Source organism: Chloroflexota bacterium (assembly GCA_020161265.1).
Classification (GTDB): domain Bacteria; phylum Chloroflexota; class Chloroflexia; order Chloroflexales; family Herpetosiphonaceae; genus Herpetosiphon.
In genome coordinates, this window is record JAIUOC010000009.1 from 35,347 (window position 1) to 58,461 (window position 23,115).

General features: G+C 51.1%; 18 protein-coding genes. 5 read left to right on the plus strand and 13 right to left on the minus strand.

Going from position 1 to position 23,115, the window contains the following annotated elements; genetic code table 11:
* Positions 1-41 precede the first annotated feature (41 nt).
* The 7 genes from LCH85_19590 to LCH85_19620 all read right to left on the minus strand — a co-directional run bounded on the left by LCH85_19590 (position 42) and on the right by LCH85_19620 (position 10,986).
* Entirely contained in the window at positions 42-578 is a 537-nt protein-coding gene (locus LCH85_19590; GenBank protein MCA0354203.1) for a chorismate pyruvate-lyase family protein, read from the minus strand.
* A gap of 1,452 nt (positions 579-2,030) precedes the next feature.
* Positions 2,031-3,875, minus strand: coding sequence for a glutamine--fructose-6-phosphate transaminase (isomerizing) (gene glmS, locus LCH85_19595; protein MCA0354204.1), 1,845 nt, complete (start codon positions 3,873-3,875; stop codon positions 2,031-2,033).
* A 564-nt stretch (positions 3,876-4,439) separates the two neighbouring features.
* A complete protein-coding gene (locus tag LCH85_19600; protein MCA0354205.1) occupies positions 4,440-6,992 on the minus strand; it encodes a response regulator in 2,553 nt (850 codons plus the stop codon).
* 57 nt (positions 6,993-7,049) lie between these two features.
* Entirely contained in the window at positions 7,050-9,101 is a 2,052-nt protein-coding gene (locus LCH85_19605) for a hypothetical protein (protein MCA0354206.1), read from the minus strand.
* A gap of 130 nt (positions 9,102-9,231) precedes the next feature.
* Entirely contained in the window at positions 9,232-9,474 is a 243-nt protein-coding gene (locus LCH85_19610) for a hypothetical protein (GenBank protein ID MCA0354207.1), read from the minus strand.
* A 34-nt stretch (positions 9,475-9,508) separates the two neighbouring features.
* Positions 9,509-10,375: a hypothetical protein gene (locus LCH85_19615; protein MCA0354208.1), complete on the minus strand. Its 867-nt coding sequence runs from the start codon at positions 10,373-10,375 to the stop codon at positions 9,509-9,511.
* 20 nt (positions 10,376-10,395) lie between these two features.
* Positions 10,396-10,986 (minus strand): hypothetical protein, encoded by a 591-nt coding sequence (locus LCH85_19620; GenBank protein ID MCA0354209.1) that lies wholly within the window; start codon positions 10,984-10,986, stop codon positions 10,396-10,398.
* A 459-nt stretch (positions 10,987-11,445) separates the two neighbouring features.
* Between LCH85_19620 and LCH85_19625 the strand changes: the two genes are divergently transcribed.
* From LCH85_19625 to LCH85_19635, 3 genes are read left to right on the plus strand one after another with little or no spacing between them, the layout of a single operon-like run.
* On the plus strand, positions 11,446-12,429 hold the full coding sequence (locus LCH85_19625; protein ID MCA0354210.1) for a zinc-dependent alcohol dehydrogenase family protein: 984 nt from the start codon (positions 11,446-11,448) through the stop codon (positions 12,427-12,429).
* A gap of 10 nt (positions 12,430-12,439) precedes the next feature.
* Positions 12,440-13,603 (plus strand): aminotransferase class I/II-fold pyridoxal phosphate-dependent enzyme, encoded by a 1,164-nt coding sequence (locus LCH85_19630; protein MCA0354211.1) that lies wholly within the window; start codon positions 12,440-12,442, stop codon positions 13,601-13,603.
* Positions 13,603-14,121: a hypothetical protein gene (locus LCH85_19635; protein MCA0354212.1), complete on the plus strand. Its 519-nt coding sequence runs from the start codon at positions 13,603-13,605 to the stop codon at positions 14,119-14,121. The genes LCH85_19630 and LCH85_19635 overlap by 1 nt, the downstream gene beginning before the upstream one ends.
* Before the next feature lie 159 nt (positions 14,122-14,280).
* On the opposite strand, the gene malZ is transcribed toward LCH85_19635, so the two are convergent.
* Positions 14,281-16,134 carry a maltodextrin glucosidase gene (gene malZ / locus LCH85_19640; GenBank protein MCA0354213.1) on the minus strand — a complete coding sequence of 618 codons (1,854 nt, stop codon included), beginning with the start codon at positions 16,132-16,134 and terminating at the stop codon, positions 14,281-14,283.
* Positions 16,135-16,265: 131 nt separating this feature from the next.
* Positions 16,266-16,871 carry an MBL fold metallo-hydrolase gene (locus LCH85_19645; protein ID MCA0354214.1) on the minus strand — a complete coding sequence of 202 codons (606 nt, stop codon included), beginning with the start codon at positions 16,869-16,871 and terminating at the stop codon, positions 16,266-16,268.
* A 122-nt stretch (positions 16,872-16,993) separates the two neighbouring features.
* On the opposite strand from LCH85_19645, the gene LCH85_19650 reads away from it, so the two are divergent.
* Entirely contained in the window at positions 16,994-17,194 is a 201-nt protein-coding gene (locus tag LCH85_19650; protein MCA0354215.1) for a hypothetical protein, read from the plus strand.
* 90 nt (positions 17,195-17,284) lie between these two features.
* Entirely contained in the window at positions 17,285-18,550 is a 1,266-nt protein-coding gene (locus LCH85_19655; protein MCA0354216.1) for a hypothetical protein, read from the plus strand.
* 56 nt (positions 18,551-18,606) lie between these two features.
* Here the strand turns inward: LCH85_19655 and LCH85_19660 are convergent, their stop codons facing one another.
* The 4 genes from LCH85_19660 to LCH85_19675 all read right to left on the minus strand — a co-directional run bounded on the left by LCH85_19660 (position 18,607) and on the right by LCH85_19675 (position 23,103).
* The gene (locus LCH85_19660) at positions 18,607-19,938 is read right to left on the minus strand and encodes a heme o synthase (GenBank protein ID MCA0354217.1); all 1,332 of its coding nucleotides are present in this window, start codon (positions 19,936-19,938) and stop codon (positions 18,607-18,609) included.
* 381 nt (positions 19,939-20,319) lie between these two features.
* Positions 20,320-20,697, minus strand: a complete 378-nt coding sequence (locus tag LCH85_19665) for a zinc ribbon domain-containing protein (GenBank protein MCA0354218.1) — start codon at positions 20,695-20,697, stop codon at positions 20,320-20,322.
* Between the two features lie 13 nt (positions 20,698-20,710).
* Positions 20,711-22,261, minus strand: coding sequence for a restriction endonuclease-like protein (locus LCH85_19670; protein ID MCA0354219.1), 1,551 nt, complete (start codon positions 22,259-22,261; stop codon positions 20,711-20,713).
* A complete protein-coding gene (locus LCH85_19675; GenBank protein MCA0354220.1) occupies positions 22,249-23,103 on the minus strand; it encodes a hypothetical protein in 855 nt (284 codons plus the stop codon). The genes LCH85_19670 and LCH85_19675 overlap by 13 nt, the downstream gene beginning before the upstream one ends.
* Positions 23,104-23,115: the final 12 nt, after the last annotated feature.

Here is a 23,115-nt window from a genome sequence, read left to right on the forward strand (position 1 = left end):
TTCAACAACGCGAAGCGATTAAGCCGATAGAAGGCCGCTGGTTAGTCCAGGTAGTTCAGCGGGAACATCTCCGTGATAAGCATAATTTTTTTCTTCCGTGAGAAAACGCGGTATGTGCGCAACACAACGTGATGATCATTGGGGATATCAAAGATCGAGCAAAGGTTGTGAGCTTTTTCCTGGCGTTGGGAAACCATTTCTTTGAACGTTTCTAGCCGATGATCCAACCAGAGGCGGCCAAGCGGCAGATTTGAGTTCAGTAATGTATCGCGCATGCTCGCTCGCAGCTCATCGTCGAACTTTTCGATCGCAATGAGCGACTCCGCATAGATATACGTCCTGCCGCTGTCGCGTCCTTGCAACAGGATCTGGCGCTCCAAGACTTCCTCGCCAACCCGAACATCTAAAAGATCGATCTCGCGGTTCGTGGATATCTTCTCGGAAAGCTTAATCAAGTTGATGGGTTCGCGGTAGTAAGCTTGCAAAATTTCAGTAACCGTACCGTCGGTGATGAGAAGGATGCGTTCAAGAGGGTTCAGTACGGCCATGTCGATTGATTGTTGTAACCCGTTTTCCATGAAAAATCTCTACTACTAAGATTCTAAATCAGCATATCGTCGTTGATTATCTCGTAGAGGTGTTGAGTAAAAGCGTTGAATACCCAAACGAGTAAAACAAATATTCACTTAAGTTGTAGATTATCGTTATGGTATTCTGGGTTTATGACATATCAATTAAGATTTGATTAAGGATACCGTTGGAGTCAAAATAGAGGCTGCAAAATATTACTCAAAGATAAAATCACCAATTAAATCAAAATCTCACATCACTTGAGTGAAGTAGCAGGCACATCAATGCTTACTATCAATCGCAAAGGTAGAGTGGTGAGGAGATGAAATACGTACCAAATAGTGGAGTAGTGGTGATCTAGGTAATAGAACCAACTAGTTTTGACCTGCGCTATCCTACCATAGGTGATAGTACGTGTCAACATAGTATTGATTGGGGCAAAAACTCAAAAATAAGTAGGCGTTCAGACCCCTTGCCAGGGATGATACGATAGCCGCATGAACGAACCACCGCCGCTTGGAATCCCGCCCGAGGAGCACGAATCCTGCGCATGGATGCACAGTATGTCATAACCCACCTCAACGAATAGTTAGAGTTGCTAACTAGCGGAGAATACGCGACTTTCGGCAATGGTAGGGGTATGGAGGCTAGGAAGACATCCTTCATACCCCTACCGTTGTACTATCTGATGTGGTCACGATTTAATTGATAAGCTTTTTTATGGATTCCACAAGGTTATGATCATTGTAAGTATTTCATAGTTTAATGAGCAGACATTAGAGTCGCTTTTAGCTAAAGAATTGTAATAGTCAAAGAGCGGTTGCACTGTTACTTAATCTGCTGGGCCCAGCAAAAGGTGGTAATAACAAGCGCCGATCGGGATCAGACCGCCTCATCGTGAATCACGCAGAGTGTGCAAAGGGCGTTTGACCATGACACTTTTATCTAAGAATGTCACAGCTAATTAGCTCTGCTGAGTGTTTTAATGAATTATCGATTTTTATAGTATTGGTTTTGCAATAGAGTGCTTCTTCGAAGAGTTGATCGATTTTGTACGTGATTTGTATATTGACTATCAAAGACATATCAGCGAAAGATTGGCCGAGGATGAGCTGGAATTGTTTGATATTCTAAAAAAGAGAATGTTACTTAGGTGAGGGGAAGAACGTTAATCTACCAGTGCAGTCATTGCTTCGCCGACACTAAGAAAAGCAAATCTGTTCAGGTCCATACAGGATCGTCGTTTAACTAGCAACAGTGGTTAGATAGCCAGCGAAGGTCGGCTAAAAGTTCAATCCTTGATCATAAACCATCCTGACCATGACTGATCATGGTCAGGATGTTTGTGGTTGGAACACTGGAATAGTTGGATCAATGAGGTATACGAGTATCCAACTTTATTTTCGAGTTTCCAACTTTATTTTCATTCCACAACATTCCACACTTGACATGCCAAGAATCTACTCAACCGTAACCGATTTGGCGAGGTTGCGGGGCTGGTCAACATCAGCACCACGCCGCACGGCCATAGCATATGAGAAGAGTTGCATTGGAATAACGTTCAAAACGGCTGCCAATAATGGCGTGGTTTCAGGCACTTCGATCACATGATCAGCCTTAGAGCGCACAAGTTTATCGCTTGGATTAATCAAGGCAATCACTTTGCCGCCGCGAGCCATCACTTGCTCAACATTCGAGAGCATCTTTTCATAGACATGATCTTTGGTTGCAATACAGATCACTGGCATGCGCTCGTCGATCAAGGCAATTGGGCCGTGCTTCATCTCGCCTGCGGGGTAGCCCTCAGCGTGAATATAGCTAATTTCTTTCATCTTGAGTGCGCCTTCAAGCGCAATCGGGGCATTGACCCAGCGCCCAAGGTAGAGCATATCGGTCGAGTGATGATAGAGATCAGCGAGTTGATCATACACCGTCGTATCTTTGAGCATGGTGTCGATCTTGGCGGGAATTTCAATCAGCGCTTGAATATGTTCGCGAATTTCGGCGCTGGTGAGTGTGCCACGAGCTTGCGCCAAGCGCAGCGCAAACAGGTAGCCCGCCATCAACATGCCAGTGAACACTTTGGTCGAGGCCACCGAAATTTCTGGGCCTGAGTGAATGTAGATTGCGCCACCATCAGCCAAGCGGCCTGCTTGCGAGCCAATTGCATTCAAAATTGCGACGCTTTTCACGCCTTGTTCGCGAGCTTCGGCCATCGCTGCTAAAGTATCAACGGTTTCGCCCGATTGGGTCAAGGCTAGCAATAAGGTTCGTTCGTTCATCACAGGATTGCGATAGCGAAATTCGGAGCCATAATCGACTTCCACTCGCACCCGTGCCAAGGTTTCGATAAAATATTTATTGATCAAACAGGCATGCCAAGCAGTACCACAAGCTACTGCATAGATGCAATCGAGCTGTTGCATTTCGGCATCGCTCAACGTCAGTCCATCAAGATCGATTCGCCCAGTTTCGAGATCAACCCGTCCGCGTAGCGTATCAGTCGTGGTGCGTGGCTGCTCGAAAATCTCTTTATGCATGAAGTGTTTGTAGCCACCTTTGGCCGCCGATACGGGGTCCCAAGCAACGGTCGTGGTTGTTTTGCTGATTGGCGTGCCATCGAGCTTAACATATTCCACGCCAGTTGAGCGCACTAAAGCCATCTCGCCATCTTCGAGGAAAACCATGTGCTGGGTGTAATCGACGATTGCTGGCAAATCTGAAGCGACGAAATTTTCTTGATCGCCATGGCCAATCACCACAGCGCCAGCGTTGCCAATCCGTGCCGCCAAAATCAAATCGGGCTGGGTTTGATCCATTGCCACAACCGCGTTGCCACCACGCAGCTCGCTCATTACTTGACCAAATGCGCGTTGAAAATCGCCATATTCGGCAGTGTACAAGCCAAGCATTTGGGCAATCACTTCGGTGTCGGTTTGCGAGTGGAAGGTAATGCCTTGTTCAATCAAACGGCCTTTGAGTTCGAGGTAGTTCTCAACAATCCCATTTTGAATCACCACCACACGGCCACTGCTATCACGGTGGGGGTGGGCATTGGCTTCGGTCACTGCGCCGTGAGTGGCCCAGCGGGTATGGCCGATGCCTTGATGGCCAGCGGTTGGCTCGGCATGCAAGCGGCGACGCAAATTGACCAACTTGCCAACCGAGCGGCGCATTTGAAATTCGGCATCTTCTAAAATGGCGATCCCTGCCGAATCGTAGCCGCGATATTCCAACAATTCCAAGCCCCGCACAATCACATCGGTTGCTTCGCGTGGGCCAACATATCCAACAATTCCGCACATAAAATCTATACTCCACAATTAAAAGCTCGCTAAAACACAACATAGCACCACACCGCACCAACCCGTATCGTCACTGAACGGGGGCGGGGCATGCTGCTATGTAACTGGCCACAAGGTGCTGATTGTGCCTGCTGTTGCCAACAAGTTTTGCAACACCCTTTTGGGCTGTGGTGTACCCAAGAGGCATCCGCTGATTATTCGCTTTTCCCTACGAACTGAGCCAAGCCTGTTTCCGTGGACAGCAGCGGGAAGGCTATTCGAGCCGCCAGTCGCACGCACCAACTTGGAGTTTGTAGGTTAGCACTCGCCCTGCGGCGAGGAACCTCTACCTCGTTTTCTGAATCATTGCGATTCAGACCGTTGCGCTTAAGTTGAATAGCTGTTGTTGCTCCTTGCACTAGTCCATGGCCTTTTGCCACGATTGGGGCATTATACTGCATATTGTCAATTTGGGAAGTCGGTTTGATTCGCGAACATTACATCAAGCGGAGCTAGCGGCTTTTGGCGGTAGCATTATTCAATCGAATGCCAGGCATTTTCTGCCAACCAAAAGCCGCTTGTAGCTTAGGCAATCACCCGCGGAGTCAGATCAAGTGTGCCTGCCAATAAATGCGCCACCGTTGTGCGCAAAATCGCTTGATCAAACGGTTTGGCAACCACGACATCAGCACCGCGCAATTTAGCTTCAGCCGGATCGATCTGGCGTGCCCAGCCGGAGAGCATCATCGTGCGGATGCCATGCTCACGTTCGCGAATCAGCCGCAACACATCCCAGCCCATCATATCGGGCATGCCAAGGTCGGTGATCACCAAATCGAACATGCCAGGCCGGAATTTAGCAAGGGCATCGCGGCCACTTTCGGCGCTAACAACCTCATGGCCCCACGCTGCCAACATCCGACTAAGCGCGATCCGCACTAATTCTTCGTCTTCGACGATCAAGATGCTGCCACGCACGCTGGGCGCATCGTCATCAGTGGCCTCGACTTGAGCAAAATCGACTTCGAGCATTGGCAGCCAAATTGCGAAGTTAGTGCCCCGACCTTCAATGCTTTGCACTTCGATCCGCCCGCTATGGCGTGAAACGATCGCCGCAGAAACCGCCAGCCCCAAGCCATTGCCCCGCTCGCCCTTGGTGGTAAAGAAGGGATCGAAGATCCGTGCTTTAACTTCTTCGCTCATGCCGATGCCGCTATCGGCGACCGACACAAACACTTCCGAGCCACGTTGACCAGTCGCTACCCGCAACATCCCACCATTGGGCATGGCATCGACAGCGTTGATGATCAGGTTGGTCAAGACTTCGCGCAATTCAGCAGCATGGCCGCGAATCGTCGGCACATTCAGAATTTCGCGCTGGAGTTCGATATTGACCCCTTGTTCTTGGGCGGCGTTACGCCAACGCACCCGCGTGAGGTCGAGCGCATCTTCGGCCAATTCGTGTAGCTCAACTGGCGCATCAATTTCGCCATCGTCCTTGCGGGCAAAGCGTTGAATCCGTTTGACGGTTTCTGCTCCATCTTTGGCAGCGCGTTCGATCACCCGCAAGGTTTCGCGTTGCTCAGGGTTTTGCAATTCGCCCATCAAGACTTGCACATTGCCCAAAATGCCTGCAAGCAAATTATTGAAATCGTGGGTAACGCCGCTGGCCAATTCGCCGAGTGCCCGTAATTTCTCAACAAACAGCAGGTGATCTTGGGTTTGCTCAAGTTGTTGTAAGGCTTGAGCACGTTGGTTATACAAACGCCCGTTGACCAAAGCAGTGGTCAAAAAGTGCGATAAACCACCCAATAAACTGACTTGTTGTTCATCAAAAGCGTTGGGGCGGCGACTAGTCAAATTCAACGTGCCCAAGCGCACATCGGCGGTGGTCAACGGCTGAATCAACAGCGATTGAGCTTCATCGGCGAAGGGTAATTGCAACGGCTGGCCGGTATGATGCTCGACTTCAGCGATATAAACCGGATGACCCGCTTCGTAGGCGGTGCGCAACGGGCCATTGCCCTCGGTTTCTTGGCCAGCACTCAACATGCCATAATCAGCATCGTTGGCCGCCAGCACCTGAAACATATTGCTGCCAACATCATAGGTGGTAACGCTGGCTTGATCGTAGGGAATGAGCTGGCGAATTTGCTGCAGGGCGGTATCCAAAATGCGCTTGAGATCGAGCGAGGTGCTGATTGCTCGCGCCAAGTCGTTGATGGCAGTCAAATTGGTGGCACGTTCGCGGGCATTGGCAAATAGTTGGGCATTACTCAGCGATGAAGCCAGCAATTCAGCAATATCACGCAGATGATTAAGCGTTTCTTCATCGAGTTTTTGGCTGCTTTGGCTCAGCATTACACCGATAATATGGCCGCTATTCATCAACGGATGGGCGACTTGCGTGCCAACCGTGCTGGGAGAGGGCAACGCAGTATCAAAGGGCGGCTGGCGCTTGATGATAATCTGGCTTTCGGCAGCAGCTTCGGCGGCAATCCCTGCGCTGAGCGCGAGCCACAGAGTTGAGGTCGATTCGATTTGCTCCGCTTTGCGGGTAACACCATGGCGCACCACAATGCTGCTATTTTCAATCAAGCCCACCCCAACAAACGAAAGATCAAATTTCTTGACCAACGAACGGACAAAATCGTTGAGCAAGGTTTCGATCTCAAGGGTGCTGTTGAGCAAGCGGGCTAGTTTGAAAACCGCTTCGTGGCGAGCTTGCACCGTTTGGAATTGGCTGGTTTGTTGGGTCAAGCTGGTTTGGCGAGCCAACAGATTTTTGCGCAAGGCTTCAACTTTTTGTAACGTGTTATCGATCAACGGATCGCCCGAATTGCCCGATTCAATTACTTGATCAGGGTCGAAGTCGCTTGGCAGCTGTTCAAACGGTTTGCGAGTTTGACGCACACTGCGCATGGTCATAATCAGGGTGGTTAATGCCCCAACCACCGCCGCCGCGCCAATTACGCTATAAATAATCAGTTGTTCGTTGGGACTGATCGCACGGGCTTGACGCTGTGCTTGATCAAATGTCCACCAGAACCATGCCAAACCGCCTGCAATCAGCAATAACGAAATCGTCAAACCAATCAGCAGGGCATTGCGAATCCGAGCAAGTGGCGAACGTCGCATACACACTTCTCAATAGTTGCTGCCAAAAACAACAACGTGAGCCAATCCAAAAAAGAGCTAGCCAAATTGCTTGATTGAGGGTTGTGAACCAAGCGCTTGGCTTTGATGCTCAGGGCTAGATTTGAGCCAACCCATCGCTTGCCATTCGGTATAGGCTGCATTGTACTTAAAAAGCCATGGTTTAGGCAAGCGACCAACCAACCAACTTGGCAATTGTTGACCAAACCGGGCAATGAATGCTGCGCGGCTAAATCGTAGCCAATCGCCAATCCAGCGCAGCCAATCGCGCCAACCGAGCACTTGCCAAGCAACTTGCATAATCCGTGGGTAATAGGCCAGCGTGCCTAAGACGACCCGATTATAATCGTGCCAAGTCATTTGATCTTGGAAAAAGCGTCGCGCAAGGTCGTAGCCCAAGCGATTGAGCACATGAGCAAAGACATTTTGCAGCTCATTGACATCTTGCGGGCGACCCCATGGAGTCATAAAACGGCTAAATACCCAATTCATGCTGACATTGCTTTGGTAGGCGCTGATCAGGCTCAGCTGCTGAGGCGCAAGTAACGCTTGTTCAAGCGCTTGTTCGAGCAAATCGGTGGTGCGGCTTAAGTTGCGCACAAACGAGCCGAAGCCACAAAATGTCAAGGGCGATTGTTGAGCCGAGGCATCACCCAAAGCCAAAACGCCAGCCAAAGGTTTGGGTTTACTCAAGGCATGGCGTGCTGGAATATAGCCAAAAACCGGACGGAGATGCTGGGCATTCGGTTGAAGCTGCTTATAACTTGGCAAGAGTTCAAAGTAATCTTCAAATAAATCGAGCAGCGAATGGCGATATTTGGCTTTGGCTCCAACCTGATCATAGTAAAACACATAGACCGTCAGTTCATGCTCACGGCCTGGAAAGCCTTCCCAAATCAGTTGGCGATCAGCTTGGGTATCGGCAATGCTGATCAAAATATCGCCCAAGCTTTGGTCATGCTCCGCGCCGCTAAGTACCGTGCCAACGGTTGGGCAGATGCCAGCAAATGGTTGAGTCGCCAAGGTTAATGGCGAGGTTGCACCCATAGCATCGATCAGCAAACGGGCAGCTATAAGTTGGGTTTGATCTTCCTTGCGCACGGCTACGACAGTTTGTTGCTGCCGTGGATCGTGATAGACATGCTCAAAACTGGTGTTATCCCAAATAATGCCGCCAGCAGCGAGAAACTGTTGGCGGGCATAATCGAGTAACGCACCAGCATCGAGTGCAATATCTAATACTTCGGGCAAGTGCAATTCGGCAGGAGCTACGGCAGAGCCAGCGGCGTGAAAGCGCACAATCCCATCGTGGTAACGCGCCATAATAATCTGGCGTTCGAGGGTTTCCCACGAAATAAAGCCAGTTGCCACCAAGCGTTCAAGCTCAGCCTGCGAAATATTCCATTCGCGATGAGCACAACCAACCTGATGGCGATCGAACACCAGGACATTTAGCCCTTTGCGAGCCATCAGCGTGGCATGAATCAAGCCCAAGCCGCCGCCAGCATAGACCAAATCGACCGCCAGATCAGCATTGGGCAATTGATCGGTCTGGCTATATGGCAAGTTAGGCAGTTGGCCATGCTCAAAGTGCTGCCAACGTTGATCGAGCGCTTGAATCCGTTGAAGTTGATCGAGCGCATTCATGGCGTGGAAAGCTTGCCATGTGCGTGGATGGCTTTGGGCAAGTTGGTCGCTTGGCGTGGATTGGGTTGTCCAAGCGTCGCGCCAATGTTGCAAAACGTTGGTTAATTCGTGCTGCAACCAGTGGCGGCGTTGCCAATAGCGCCATAATTTAAACGCGGTTTTGGGCCATTCAACATGCAAGGTGGCCCGAACGTGGGTACTAGAAACACTATCCAGCAATTCGAGCACCAAATCGGCTTTGAGGCTTGGTTGCGTGCTGCTCTGCGCCTGCCAATGCAAGCGTTGCGAACTATGGTTTGGCCTAATCTGCCAAGCCTGATCAGCCCAAAGCCAGCGATCAGCGATGACAGCCCCCAACAACCAACCTTGCCGAGCAGCGAGGGTGGCATAAATGAGGGCTGGTGCTGCCGACCATTCAATATCGATACGAGCGTAAACGTGCATAATCCCCACAATCGTGATAAAGCATTTGCTGGATTCTACGCAAGTGTGGGCCAGAATGCTTTAGGGGCAAAAGCACAAACGCCGCTTTCGCAATGAAAAGCGGCGTTGATCATTCAGCTTGGGTTTGGGTCTAACCAAACTCCATCTGCATGCCTTCTTGGAAGAGATCCCAAATCAACCAACAAATTGCATCCTGATCTTCGGGATGCAAATCGTCGATATACGATTTGGTGAGCTGGATAATATCAGGGCGACTGAGCAAATAGACCCGATGCCCCATTGTGGCATAGAGCCGAATCGACAACTCGTCGGCTAGTTCAGTCAAGTCATCATCGATTAAACGTTCATCAGTCGAGTGTAAGCGACCACGCATCGGCCACCTCCAAGGGTTTGTAGTGAGTTAAAACCTAGCGTGAGTAACCGCCAGGTCGATCCATGGGTGAGCGATCCATCGAAGTGGTATTGGTTGGTTTTGTGCCAGGGTTCATGGAGGTATCCATCAAACTATCGGCCACATAATCCAAGTACCCTTTGATGTCCTCGTTATCTTCTAACGCGGCGAAGGGTGTTACGGTTCCGCTAACGGCCTTAACACTCTGAGCTAGCTCCTTCATGGTCGTGTCGATGCCGCGCACCAAGCCACGCATAACCGAAGCTAGTTCCTCTTTTTCTTGGACGGTCAAATTAGCAAAACCGATCAACGCCTTCTCTTGGGCGCGGAGCAATGTATTGCGTAAAATAGCGATATCGGCTTGGGTTTGCAATTCGTAGCGGCGCACCAAGTGAGCTTGGCGAATCTGTTCGACCAACTCTTCACTGCTGACAGGTGTCCACAACAATGCAGGAATAAAGATAAAGCCGATTAACCCGACCAAGACCTGCAACAAAGTAATGTTGCTATCCTGTACGACTGCTTGGGTTTCCCACCATTGATATTGCAAGGTGAACGAGTAGTAGACCAAGATCAAGGCACAAACCACGACCACAACATAGCCGAGCGTCCGAGCATTAATCTTTTGCAACAGCATGCCTGCTGGCGACCAAGGGATCAAGAAGCTAACCAAGCTGGGCGGTGCTAAAACCAAAATTAATGTAAAGGAGCCAGCAATCATTTTGTTGGGTGTGAGAACGCTCTGAATGCCCCACCAATACACAGCCGATCCAACCATGGCGCATACGGCCAGCACAACCAAGAGCGTTTTCGCCGTAAACTGAAAACCCCCTCCTCGGTTGCGACGTTGACCGCGAACCATTTCTAAATACCGACTGCTCATATGTACAGTCTCCTTCTGCCCTATTGTGGCGTAATGTCGGGCGCAAGATAGACAAATGTTTCAATAACATCGCCGCCATAGCCAGCACGTCGAATCCGTTGAATGACGCTTGGTTCCAAAGTCAGGCCATAATCGACGTTAATCGTATAGGGAATAGCTAAAGCAGCTAAAGCACTCCAGCGCAATCGGAACTCGCCGCTTGCGATGAGTGGTGAACGAACCCAGCCAAGGCCAACATACTGACCAGAGGTTGAGTCATACCACCAAAGCATGACCGTTCCAGGGGCATCATAGGCGATTGGCTCGGCAAATTGCTGAACATCAACTTTTTGAGCCTCCCATGCGGCGTTTCCGCTTGGTGGTGGGGTTAGCACAACGGTTGGCACAACCGAGCTTGGCTCGATTGGAACACTCGTTGAATCAACTTGACTGGTCGGGCCTGTTTCAACGGCGGTTGGCACTTGAATTTGGGTTGGCTGACCAGCAATGGTGGTTTGTGATGGTACGGTTGGTTGAATGTTTGGGTTCGACCCGTTATTAATTGTTGGATTGGCAGCAGTTTGGGTCAACGACTGAAGATTTAACCCACCCGGTTGGGTACAGCCTGCCATCCCTAGTGCAACGACAAAAAACCACAGCCACCGATGAACCGATGCTCGTTTAATGCGCTCTGTTGCGTACCGCCAAGCTCTGTGGAAGGTTGTCAATTGCTACCGCCATCACTATCCAAATGTGGGCTGATATTGTGCCCTGCTCATGATGTACACACACATTAATTGAGGTGTCGCGAGCATGTGCAGATGAACATAATTATCAATGCCGCGCATTGAAATTATACTACAAGTTGGCTTAGCTTTTGTCAATGTTTTATTAGTCCTCTATTAGCATATCCCTATGGGGGGAATTGGCCATTCCAATGGGCTATTTTACTAGCTTGCGGGCCTTGATCGCGCTTTAGTGCAGCATGCTCCAACGGCCTGCAACTCCTAGATATTGATTGACATGTCACCCCATGGGGGAGTACGATATGCTTTAGCACGCCGATGTGTGTTTTATGCCAAAGGGATGCCATGAAAGCGATTGAGTTTCATGAATTTGGAGCCTTGGCAGATGTGTTGCAGTTGGTCGAACAGCCAACCCCAACCGCTGGCGCTGGCGAGGTCTTAGTCCGCCTAACTGCTCGGTCAATCAATCCATCCGATGTCTACACCATTCAAGGGACGTATGGAGTGCGCCCAAGCTTGCCATCTGTCCCAGGTAATGAGGCCGCTGGGGTGATCGAGGCGCTCGGTGAGGGCGTTACTGGTTGGTCTATTGGCGATCGGGTTATCCTAATGCTCGGCGCTGTTGGGACTGCTGGCACATGGCGCGAATATGCCGTGGTCAAGCCGCAGTTTTTAGTGCCAACTCCGGCTGCCCTCACTGATGCCCAAGCTGCTTGTACCTGGGTCAACTATTTGACCGCGTGGATTATGAGCGATGAGTTGCAGTTGCAGCCCGATGAGCCTGTGCTGGTAACTGCTGGTGCTTCGCACTTGGGCCGTGCAATGTTGCAATTGGCAGCAGTCCGTGGCTTCAAAGTGGTTGCGACGGTGCGCAAACCTGAGCAAGCCCAAGCCTTGCTTGATGCTGGTGCGCTCGGTGTAATTACATTGCCTGGCGACGATTTGGCCAAACGCTGGAAGGAAATTACCGGTCAAAAAGGCATTGGCAAGGCCATCGATGCGGTGGCTGGCGAAACTGGTACAGCCGTCGTCAATGCCCTAGCGGCTTATGGCCAACTGATTATTTATGGTTTGTTGAGCGGCGAGCCAATTCAAGTTGATGGCCGAATTGTGTTTAGCGAGGCGACAATTCGCGGTTTTTGGCTGGGCCGCTGGCTGAATCGCCAAACCCCGCAAGCAATTGGCAAATTGATCGCTGAAGTCAGCGCAATGTTTGCCGATGGCCGTTTAGCGCCGCATGTTGATACCACCGTTGCGCTTGATGATCTCGCTGGAATTGTGCGCGTGGCCACCGAAGGCGGCGCTGGTAAAGTTGTGATTACAGGCTAGGAGGCTCGTTGTGCATCCCAAATCCGCCAATCGCTTAGCTGGCTTTGGTACATCAATTTTTAGTGAAATAAGTGCTCTGGCTGCGCGTTATCAAGCGATTAATCTCGGCCAAGGCTTTCCTGATTTTGCTGGCCCAGCATTTTTAAAAGATGCTGCTTGTAGCGCTATCAACGCTGATCTCAATCAATATGCGCCAAGCACTGGCTTGCCAACCTTGCGAGCGGCGATTGCGCGGACATGGGAACGTCATAGCAAGGCCTCGGTTGACCCCGATGCGGAAATTACCGTAACTAGCGGGGCAACCGAAGCTATGTTTGCCACAATTATGGCTTTGATCAACCCCGGCGATGAGGTTTTGATTTTCGAGCCGTTCTACGATTCGTATCCGCCGAATGTGCTGATGGCGGGCGGCATACCACGCTATATTCGCTTGCACGAGCCACGTTGGGATGTGGATTTTGCCCAAGTTCGCGCCGCAATTACGCCCCAAACTAAAGCGATTATCTTGAACACGCCGCATAATCCCACGGGCAAGGTTTGGTCACGCGCCGAGCTCAGCCAACTAGCAGCAATCGCAATCGAGCATGATCTTTTGGTCATCAGCGATGAGGTCTATGATCGTTTGGTGTTTGAGGATTATCAGCATTGCTCGATTGCCACCTTGCCTGGTATGTGGGAGCGTACAATCACCATCAGTAGCACCGGCAAAACGTTTAGCGTCACGGGCTGGAAAATTGGCTATGCAATTGCCCCCAATTCACTGACTGAGGCAATTCGGCGAGTGCATCAATTTGTGACCTTTGCCAGCGCCACGCCCTTGCAAGCAGCAGCGGTGGTTGGTTTAAACGCTGGCGAGCCGTATGAACGCCAACTATTGCAATTTTATAATGCCCGCCGCGAGCAATTGGTCAAGGTCTTGCGCGATGCTGGATTATATGTGTTGCCGCCGCAAGGAACTTATTTTGTGATGGCCGATATTCGTGATTTGGGTTGGGAGAATGATGCAGAATTTTGCCGCTATCTGATTAGCGAAATTGGCGTGGCGGCAATTCCACCCTCAGCGTTTTACCACGATGGATATCAATCAGGGATGGTACGCTTTTGCTTTGCCAAAAAGCCCGAAACAATTGCTGCTGCCGCTGAAAAACTCAAGCAACTAGGGAGTCGAAGCTGATGCGTTTTCCCAAATCGCAAGCGTTGCAATTACACTCGTGCTTCGAAGAATTGATTCCAGGTCGCATGCATACGAGTGGACAACGCTTTTTGCCCTTGATTGTGCTAGGCTTCAAGCAAGTTCGCTTGGGCGTAGTTGATCGGCATAATCATGTAAATCAGGCCCACGCTGGGCGTTACGGAACGGCGCGGTTGGTGTTTCAACTGAGCCGCGTCGCCTTGCAGCCCGCCGATACCCAACGTATGGGAATTGAGCCAGAGGTTGGCAACGGGCTGAGCACCATGCCCTTAGCCTATGGTTGTATCCAAGATTTGATCACTTGGGAGCGGCGCGACGATTTGGGCTATGCAGTCAGTTATGTCGAGGCGATTATTGCGGTTGGGGTGGGCAGTATTGGCCTGCGCACAACCTTGACTGGCCCAAATGTGGCTAAATTGCCCAACGAGCAACTGCAAACTGGCGATTGGGTTGTGCTGAGTAATTCGCGGATCGATATTTTGGGTTTTGAGCCTGATTAGCAATCATTTTTAACCGCGAAGGCCACGAAGAGCACGAAGGGAGCTATGGCTATAGACTCTGGGCTATCGGAACAACTATTGGTATTTCCAGCCAATTTCCGATAGCCAAAAACCTACAGCCATCATGATCCCCAATCCCCACCAACCGATCCCCAAATTCTACTGCATTCGCCAGATGCTGGCACTGATGCCAGTTTGCGGTAAATTCAATACCCCAGCCTGAATCGCAATTTCAGTTGTGCCAGCAACGTGGACAAAGCTTGTACCATCAGCCAGTCCGGTTGCGAGCATCGGAATGGCTGGAATATTGGTGGCAGCTCGTTGGGCGACAACCAACAAACATTGATCAGCACTGCGCCGCATAAAGGCCACAGTATCGCCTTCGGCCAGCAATAATTGAAATCCACCAACGCTCAAAGCGCTCGAACTACGGCGGAATGCAATTAGCGAACGATAAAAAGCTAGCAGATCGTGATTCCAATCCGCTGAATCCCATGGCATACAGCCACGACACTCGGGATCGCCGCCGCCTTGCATACCCACTTCATCACCATAATAGATGCAGGGCACACCAGGAAAGGTCATTTGCAAGGTTACTGCCACTTGATGCAACGCCAGATCGCCACCAACAATCGTCAACAAACGTGGCGTATCGTGCGAATCGAGCAGATTGAATTGTTGCAAGGCGACTTGCCATGGAATCACGGCCAAAAAGGCTAGCCATTGTTCGCCCAAGGCTTCAGTGGGCAATAACGCTCTATCTTCCCAAACTAGGTTCCACACCGAAGCCATATCGAAGCCAACCAACCATTGCAAGGTCGGGAAGGTAAAACCACGATAGTTCATACTGGCATCAAGTTCATCGCCTTGAAGGTGATTCGTGCCATCATAGAAGTGCTCACCGAGCAAATAGGCTTCAGGCGATTCGGCTTTAACGGCGCGGCGCAGGGCGCGGCCAATTTTATGCCCCAACTGACTCGAACCTTGGCGGGCCAACATGTTCGCCACGTCAATCCGCCAGCCATCGATCGCATACGGTTGATGCAACCAATGGCGCACAATCGCCTGTTCGCTGCCATAAATTGCTTGACGCAAGCCATGGCTGATGTAATTGAGTTTGGGCAATGAGCGATGACCTAACCACGATTCATACTCGTTGGGATGTTGCTTCCACGAAAAATAATCAGCGGTAGGCGCGTTGGCATCGGCTTGAGCCGCCGTAAACCAATGATGGGTGTACCCACAGTGATTGAGCACAATATCCAGCATCAATTTCATCTGGTAGCGTTGGGTTGCCTGGCGCAATTCAGCCAAAGCCGCCTCACCGCCAAAATGCTGGTCGATTTGCAGATAATCGGCAGTATCGTATTTGTGGTTTGAGGGAGCAGTAAAAATCGGCGTGAGATACAGCGCATTAATCCCTAGCTGCTCAAGATAATCAAGCTTTTGGCTAATACCCTGTAAATCGCCACCGAAAAACTCGATGCCACCTGTGGTTTTTTGGGGAGCCTCGCCCCATTGGCGGGCAATCGTCGGCTTGCCATAAACCGTATATTCGCCATCAACCACATTATTGCTTGGCTCACCATCACAAAACCGATCAGGGAAAATTTGATAGAACACTGCTGAATGCACCCATGTTGGGGCATGATAATCAGCCAACAACTTAAAATCGGTCGCATCGGTGGGGGTTGAGCGTTGCATGCCTGCTGCCGAAAGCCACCAGCCGCCTTGCTCGGTCATCAGCCAAAAGCGATAACCAGTGCGCGGCATTGAGAGCGTGATTTGGCCTTGCCACCATTGAATCGTTTCAGTCCGTTCGGCTGGTTGCATGGCCACAAACGTTTGCTCGCCATCGGGGCAGATACGAATAAAGGCTTGGGTAATTGGCGCAGCTAACGGAGTTCGCAAGCGTACAATTACTTGTTGACCAAGGTGATAGGGCTGGCTTGGTTGAAGGTAGAGCGCCGAACCATCGTGGTGCACAGCGCCTGTCCAAGTTGGGTAGTGCATTGGTGTTTCTCGTTGTTACTACATGGGGATTGGTTGCTGGGGGCTGGGGGTCGGTTTTTAGTTCTAGGAGCTAACAGGGATAGATGATCGTCGTAGCCCGATCCCCAATAACCGATCCCCGACCGCCAACATTACCACTCCGCGTCGCCGAAGAACTCGCCATGATCGCGGGCTAGAAAGGCTTCGATCTTGGGGCGAATTGAGCCTAAGCTAAATTCTACACCATGGCCAGCATAACAAACTCGTTGATCATCCCAAGTTAAAATGGTGTTGCGCAAGGTTTGCAGGCTGGTTTGAAAATCGGCTGCCGACCAAGTGCGGCCTGGCCCACCAGCAAACAAGGTATCGCCAACAATCGCAATCGGGCTAGCATCGACCAAAAAACTAACCATATCGCCAGTGTGGCCAGGCGTGTAGATTGCCTTGACCGTATGTTCACCAATCGTCAAAATCTGGCCATCGCTGATAGCCGCATCAAGTGGCACAGGCCGCGTTTGTGGCCCAGGATGGCCGAGCACTGGCACATTCAGGCGTTGGCGCATGCTGGCAACCTCGCCAATATGATCATTATGGGTGTGGGTTAGCCAAATCGCAATTGGGGTGGTGTTATTGAGCATAGCCTGCAACCGCGCAGGGTCGGCTCCAGGGTCAATCAACACACTTTGGTTGGTCTGCGGGCAAACCAAGGCATAACTGTTCATGGGCCATGGCCCAACGGCACGCTGTCGAATTTCCATTGATTCATTCCTCCTCACTGCATTATAAATTCAATTTGCCCAAAAGCCGCTAGACTGGCCAAAATTTGCTGCCATGCGCTATCATAAGCCATCGTATTAATCATTATTTAAGGAGTAGTTCGATGGTATTTTTGATTGGGCGCATGCTCTTAGTGCTTGGTTTACTGGCTGGCGTATGGCCCAAACCCAGCCAAGCCAGCGCGATCTTGGTCGATTGCAATGCGACAGCAGTCAGCGCGGCAATTAGCGCTGGCGGCGTGGTTAACATCAATTGCAGCAGCCCCACCGTATTGACTTTTGGCAGCGAATTGGTGATGAACTAGGCTACCGAAATCAATGGCAATAGCAATGCAATTTTCGATGGTCAGAATACGCGGCGGTTACTGCGCAGCGCCAATAATCTCAAAATCACCTTGCGCAACCTCACGATTCGCAATGGACGCACGAGCGATCAAGGCGCAGGCATCAAGGTTGGCTTTTGGAATACGCTCAGTATTAGCAATGTGCGCTTTGAAAACAACCAAGCAACCAAAGATACGGCTGCTTGCGATGGTGGTGGGGCAATTTTTATCGGCGGTGGCAGCAGCGCTACAATTGATCGCAGCACCTTCATCAACAATCGCGCCAATAATGGCGGGGCAATTAACAGTTTGCGCACCAATTTGATGGTGAGCAATAGCAGCTTCGAGCAAAATAGCGCAATGCATACAGCAGCAATCAATCAACATGGCGATTGTGGTGGCGGCGGGGCAATCTACATCGACGGCACACGCATGCCCAACGATGGCGGCCCCGATGGCATTGTGCTGCTCAATAATAGCTATACCAGCAACACCAGCAACAACCATGGCGGGGCGATCTTCATTGGCTTGTATAGCAACGAAACCGCCACAATCGAGCGCTCAAGTTTTACCAACAACAGCGTAACCTATGCCGATTCGGCCAGCTGGTCGGGCACGGGCGGGGCCATTTGGTATGGCTTTGCCGCTGGCGGCGTGACTAATGAAAGGCTTTTTATCAACAACTCAACCCTCGAAGGCAATAAAGCTATCGGCCAAGGCGGCGGTTTGTGGGTTGATGCGCCTGCCACAATTCGCAACACCACCTTTTACGCCAACGATGCCACCGATCCGCGCAGCTATCCCGATGATCAAGAATGGCGCAAAGGTAACGGCGGGGCGTTGGCGGTCAATAATAATGCAGCCGTTGATATTACCAATGCAACCTTTATGAATAATCATGCTGGCTTTAATGGCGGAGCGATTGCAGGCCAAACCATCACAATCCGCAACACACTGTTCTACAATAACACCACCGATTGGTCGATTAAGATTATGCAGCATTGCACCAATGCGCTGACCGATGGCGGCAATAATCTGCAATATCCGCCCAAAAATCCCAACCCTAATTATTGGAACGAAACCAACTGTACCAGCAATATGCGCACCCCAGAGCTAACGCTGAGCAATATTGCCAATAACGGCGGCCCCACTCGTACTGCCGCTTTGCCTGCTGGCAGTCCCGCGATCAATCTGGGCAATCCTGCCAGCTGTAGTGCGCTTGATCAGCGCGGCTATACGCGGGCTGGAGCTTGTGATGTTGGAGCGTTTGAATACAACGGCACGGCATTTAGCCCCAGCCATAGCATTTACATTCCGTTAGCCCGCAAACCCAATTAAACCCAAAACCCCGCTTGGCAGCCTGAACGCCAAGCGGGGTTTGTTTACTGCTTGATTTAGCCAAGCAAAGCGCGGTCGATGCCCATAGCCACAAAGAGCAGCGCCAGATAGAGCAACGAATAGCGATAGAGCTTCCAAGCCGCAGCATGCGAATGGTCGCGCATCATATTGGCGGCGTAATACAAGAAAATTGCCCCAAGCACCATGGCCAAGCCAAGGTAGAGCAAACCAACCACCTGCAACGACACCAACATAAACGAAAGCGCAATCATAATGAAGGTGTAGAGCACAATTTGGCGGCGGGTTTCAGCTTCGCCCTTGACCACAGGCAACATTGGCACGCCAGCTTTGGCATAATCTTCGCGGCGAATAATTGCCAAGGCCCAAAAATGCGGTGGTGTCCAATAGAACACAATCGCAAATAGAAACACAGCGGGCAGCCACTTAATTGGGCTATCCACAAATAAATTAATATCAGTGCCAGCCGCCCAACCAACCATTGGCGGAATTGCCCCTGCTGCGCCGCCGATCACGATATTTTGTACCGTCGTGCGCTTCAACCACATGGTATAAATCACCACATAGTAGAAAATACCACTAACTGCCAAAATTGCCGTTAACAAATTAACCGGCAAGAGCACCAAAAACGACAACACGCTGAGGGTCAGGCCAAAGCCCAAGACTTCCCATTGAGTTAGACGATTATTGGGCAATGGGCGCTTTTTGGTGCGGCTCATCACCGCATCGATATCACGATCGTAGAACATGTTGATCGCGTTAGCCCCACCAGCTGCCAATGTGCCACCAAGCAAGGTCAAAACGACAATATAGAATTTGGGCCACTCGCCGCCATTAGCCAAATACATGGGAATCAAGGTGGTCAGCAATAGCAACGAGATAATCCGAAACTTCATCAACACCCGAAAATCGGCCAATTTGCTGTTGGTTTGGGCTTTGGGCGTGCTGATATCGCTGTTGTAGGCCATGTAGGCGACTAAGCCAGTAACGATGGTTGTAGCAACCGAACAGGCCAAATTGGCCCAACCAACCCAATCGGCATAGGTTGTATTGACCAAAGCAATCACGGCGATGCCCAGCGGTTGGGCTAGCCAAGTGAGCCATTGAATGGGCCGATGAGCGGCGCGCGATGAGCCAACCAACGAGACCAAGCCCAGCAAGGCCGTTAGCAACAACCACGCAAACAAGACCGGAGCCAACGTATGCTGTGGACTCAAAACCCACCACAGGCTATTGATGGTTGTTAAAGCACTAAAAACCGCCGTCAACGCCGCCGTTGGGCGGAACGAATCGCGAGGTTTGGCGGGCAAGCGTTCGCTGATGGCTGCGCTAACCTCATTTTGTTGTTCAGGGGTGGCAAGAGCCGGCATAGGCCTCGGTTCCTTTGTACGCACTAACAAACAGGCCGTTCAGGTTGAACGGCTGATTGCTATGATACCATTGTTCGATTATGTTCTCTCAAAGATATAGCATAGCCAATTGGCAGTGTCAAACGCCAAAGGCAGTTTAGAGATCAGCGGTCAATTATCAGGGGGCAGAACGAGCATAATTGCAAAGAACACACATTTTTTGCCCCAGATTAGCCCAGACTTATTTTATTATCCTGCTATGCCTGATCCCTAGACCCTGCCCCCTGATCCCAACATTGTCGAATTTGAAGATAATCCTGATGATTTAATTATATGCCTGATCCCTAGCCCCTGCCCCCTGATCCCAACCCTTATGTTCTTTGCTCTATGCTCTACGTTCTTCTAGCCCCAGCCCAAATCGTTGCTGGCAGCCCCGCCAGTTTGGCTATCGCCCTCGCCGCCCATTTCTTCATCGATCATCTGATCGACCATTTCATTCCAATCGCCACCGAGATCGTCGCCTAGTTCGCGGCCCATTTTCTTGGCCCAACGAGCAACTGAACGTGGGTCGTTTTCATCAAGATCGTTGAACATCGACGAATCGGCCATTGCATCCAAACGGGCATCTTCGCTGCGCACCACCGCAACCCGTGAGATCGCCCGCCGCACCGCTTGGCTCGAACAGCGTGGGCAATGCAAATCGCTGGGGTCGCTAAAACCACGCACCAAGCGGGCAAAGCGCCCTTGGCATTCCGAACAAACATATTCATAGACTGGCATGAATTCGTTTCCTTTATTGATCACGCTGGTTGAGCCAACGCTCTAACCAGGTTTTTAGCTGATTAAGCTGATTGGGAATGAGGCCAATTGCCGCAATCGAGCCAAATTCCTCAAGCGTGTTTGCTTGCGGATACAGAATTGCAGCGGCTAGCACACATGGCTGACCATTGTAGCCCAAACTGCCACGATAGGCATAGACATCATCAAGCGCACTTTGCGGAACCCGCTGGTCAGGTGCTCGGCGATATTTGGCATCAAGCACCAATACATGCTTGGCATTGGCTGTGGTGGTTTGTAAGACCAAATCGGGGATGCGCAAATACCGATCAAGGCTATAAAAACCATCAGAATCAGGCTGGGCGCTAAATCGTGCTTGGTAGCGCAAATGCCAAAGCTGTGAGCCGATCCGCACGCTCAACAACGGTGTTGCTGAATTCAAATCAAGCACCCAACGTTCACGCTGAGGGTTATCAATCAGCAGATTTTGGGCTTCAATGTGGCCTAATTCGGCTAAAACCTGGGCGACAGCTAGCGCACACCATTGCTCATAGAGGGTTGGCACATCAGCCAAGGGCAGGGCTAAACTGCCCACTTCCAAGGTAAGCAACGGTTGTTCATGCAAACTTCGCGCCAACTGACGAATCGGTCGGTAACGCGCATCACGGTTAATCAACTGGCTTTGAACTGGCTGCTGGCGAGCTTTCAAGCCAGCCAAGGGCGCTGCTTGACGCAATTGGCGCAAAGCCGTCAGTTGTTGCTCAATCGTTGCCTGAATACTGGTTAAATCAAGCTGGCGTTGTTCGCTAGCGAGGCGACGTAGATTGCGCAAACGCCGCTCAATTTGTTGAATCAAGCCAACCAACCAGCGATGCTCTGGCAGATCGAATGAAGCTTGGGCATGCTCAGCCTGCACCTGCTCTGGCACGAGGCCATAAGGTTCAACCATGTGATAACGCTCGCTGGACTGGGCCAATTGATCAAGCTTAAATTGCTGAGCTGCGCCCAAGTCAGTTGTTCGCGGTTGGCGTTCAAGCGTCGTTTTGGCCTGACGCTGCAAGCTGCGTACAATCTGGCTCACTTGCTGGCTACTTTGGTTAATCAAGCTCAGCGCTTCTAAAAATGGGCTAGGATCATCGGGGAGCAATGGCACTAACACCGCTTGGGCAAAGCTGGGGCTGGCGATCCGCAAGGCGAGCGAACGAGCTAATGAGCTGAGATCGTTCAGCAAGGCTCGCCACAATTCAACGTCGAGCAAATGCGGCTGAAGCTCAAATTGAAATTGTTGCTGCTGAATTTCGCCATCAGCCCATTCAATCTGCAACCTGCCATAAACCGTACCAGCCTGGCCACGCGGCAACCACGACCAACGCCAAGTTGGATCAAATGGGCTGACTTGGGGCACACCCAAATTATCAGTACCAATCGAAAGCTGAGCATGACGCACGTTAGGTTGAGCAGGGCAAGCCACGTTGACCACGGCCCACTCATTCCAAGCACTCGCAGTGAATTGCACCAGCGTTTGGCAATCGATACCATTAATTGTCAGTGGAATTAACTCTGCCACCGCCCAATTGCTCCTGCTAAGCCCGCCAAATCTTGAGGATCAAGCATTTGGGCCACACGCCCGACAATTTCGCGCAGAATGGCTAGTTGATTTGGATTGAGTGGATCGCTGCCATTGCCAAGCACCCCACCCAGCATCGCCAACGCCGCAGGCCGTAGATCGCTTGGTCCAGCACTAGCAGCGAGATAATTGGCAAACTGTTGCATGGCCTCGCGTAAACTATTGCGAGCTTTACCCCAATCGATCACTTCGGGAATGCCAGCGATGCCAAAGGCCAAAATATGCAAACGCCGATAGGCTGGATGCACCTCGGACCCAAGCTCAAGTGGGCTGGGTAGCGGTTGATTGGACGATTCAACCTGCGGCGGTTGGCTGATTGGCTCGATTGGTTGGCCTTGGCAATAGGCAATAATTTTGCTCAGCGCTAGTTTTAATTGATGCTCAAGCTCACGACCATAAATTAACCAGGCATCGAGAGTCATGCGAAATGGATCAAGCACTTCGCGCGGGGTTTCGGCCAAATCGGGCAGCACTTGCCAACGCCCGTTGGGGTATTGCAACTCCAAAGCGCGGCCAACCCCTCGATCAACCGCCAGCAACAAATCGGCTTGGTGGGCAAGATCAGCGCTTAGTGAACGCGCTGTATGAATTGGTGGCGTGGCATTCAAATGCTCCAAGGCCATGCGAGCCTCTGGTTGCCAGGTATCACCATCGTGGCCCAAAACTCCAGCAGATTCAATTTGCCACGTTGGGTACGATTCGAGTAACAAGCGGCGTAATAGCACCGCACCCATCGGAGCACGTCCGGTATCAGCTCCCCCAACGACCACAATCAACGCCATGCCCTGCTCCTG

Bases quoted from the DNA above. Each gene is read 5' to 3' on its own strand.
- LCH85_19665 (MCA0354218.1), bottom strand. From the start codon at position 20,697: ATGCCAGTCTATGAATATGTTTGTTCGGAATGCCAAGGGCGCTTTGCC.
- LCH85_19645 (MCA0354214.1), bottom strand. From the start codon at position 16,871: ATGGAAATTCGACAGCGTGCCGTTGGGCCATGGCCCATGAACAGTTAT.
- LCH85_19650 (MCA0354215.1), top strand. From the start codon at position 16,994: ATGGTATTTTTGATTGGGCGCATGCTCTTAGTGCTTGGTTTACTGGCT.
- LCH85_19590 (MCA0354203.1), bottom strand. From the start codon at position 578: ATGGAAAACGGGTTACAACAATCAATCGACATGGCCGTACTGAACCCT.
- LCH85_19610 (MCA0354207.1), bottom strand. From the start codon at position 9,474: ATGCGTGGTCGCTTACACTCGACTGATGAACGTTTAATCGATGATGAC.
- LCH85_19605 (MCA0354206.1), bottom strand. From the start codon at position 9,101: ATGCACGTTTACGCTCGTATCGATATTGAATGGTCGGCAGCACCAGCC.
- LCH85_19615 (MCA0354208.1), bottom strand. From the start codon at position 10,375: ATGAGCAGTCGGTATTTAGAAATGGTTCGCGGTCAACGTCGCAACCGA.
- LCH85_19660 (MCA0354217.1), bottom strand. From the start codon at position 19,938: ATGCCGGCTCTTGCCACCCCTGAACAACAAAATGAGGTTAGCGCAGCC.
- LCH85_19675 (MCA0354220.1), bottom strand. From the start codon at position 23,103: ATGGCGTTGATTGTGGTCGTTGGGGGAGCTGATACCGGACGTGCTCCG.
- glmS (MCA0354204.1), bottom strand. From the start codon at position 3,875: ATGTGCGGAATTGTTGGATATGTTGGCCCACGCGAAGCAACCGATGTG.
- LCH85_19625 (MCA0354210.1), top strand. From the start codon at position 11,446: ATGAAAGCGATTGAGTTTCATGAATTTGGAGCCTTGGCAGATGTGTTG.
- LCH85_19635 (MCA0354212.1), top strand. From the start codon at position 13,603: ATGCGTTTTCCCAAATCGCAAGCGTTGCAATTACACTCGTGCTTCGAA.
- LCH85_19600 (MCA0354205.1), bottom strand. From the start codon at position 6,992: ATGCGACGTTCGCCACTTGCTCGGATTCGCAATGCCCTGCTGATTGGT.
- LCH85_19620 (MCA0354209.1), bottom strand. From the start codon at position 10,986: ATGGCAGGCTGTACCCAACCGGGTGGGTTAAATCTTCAGTCGTTGACC.
- malZ (MCA0354213.1), bottom strand. From the start codon at position 16,134: ATGCACTACCCAACTTGGACAGGCGCTGTGCACCACGATGGTTCGGCG.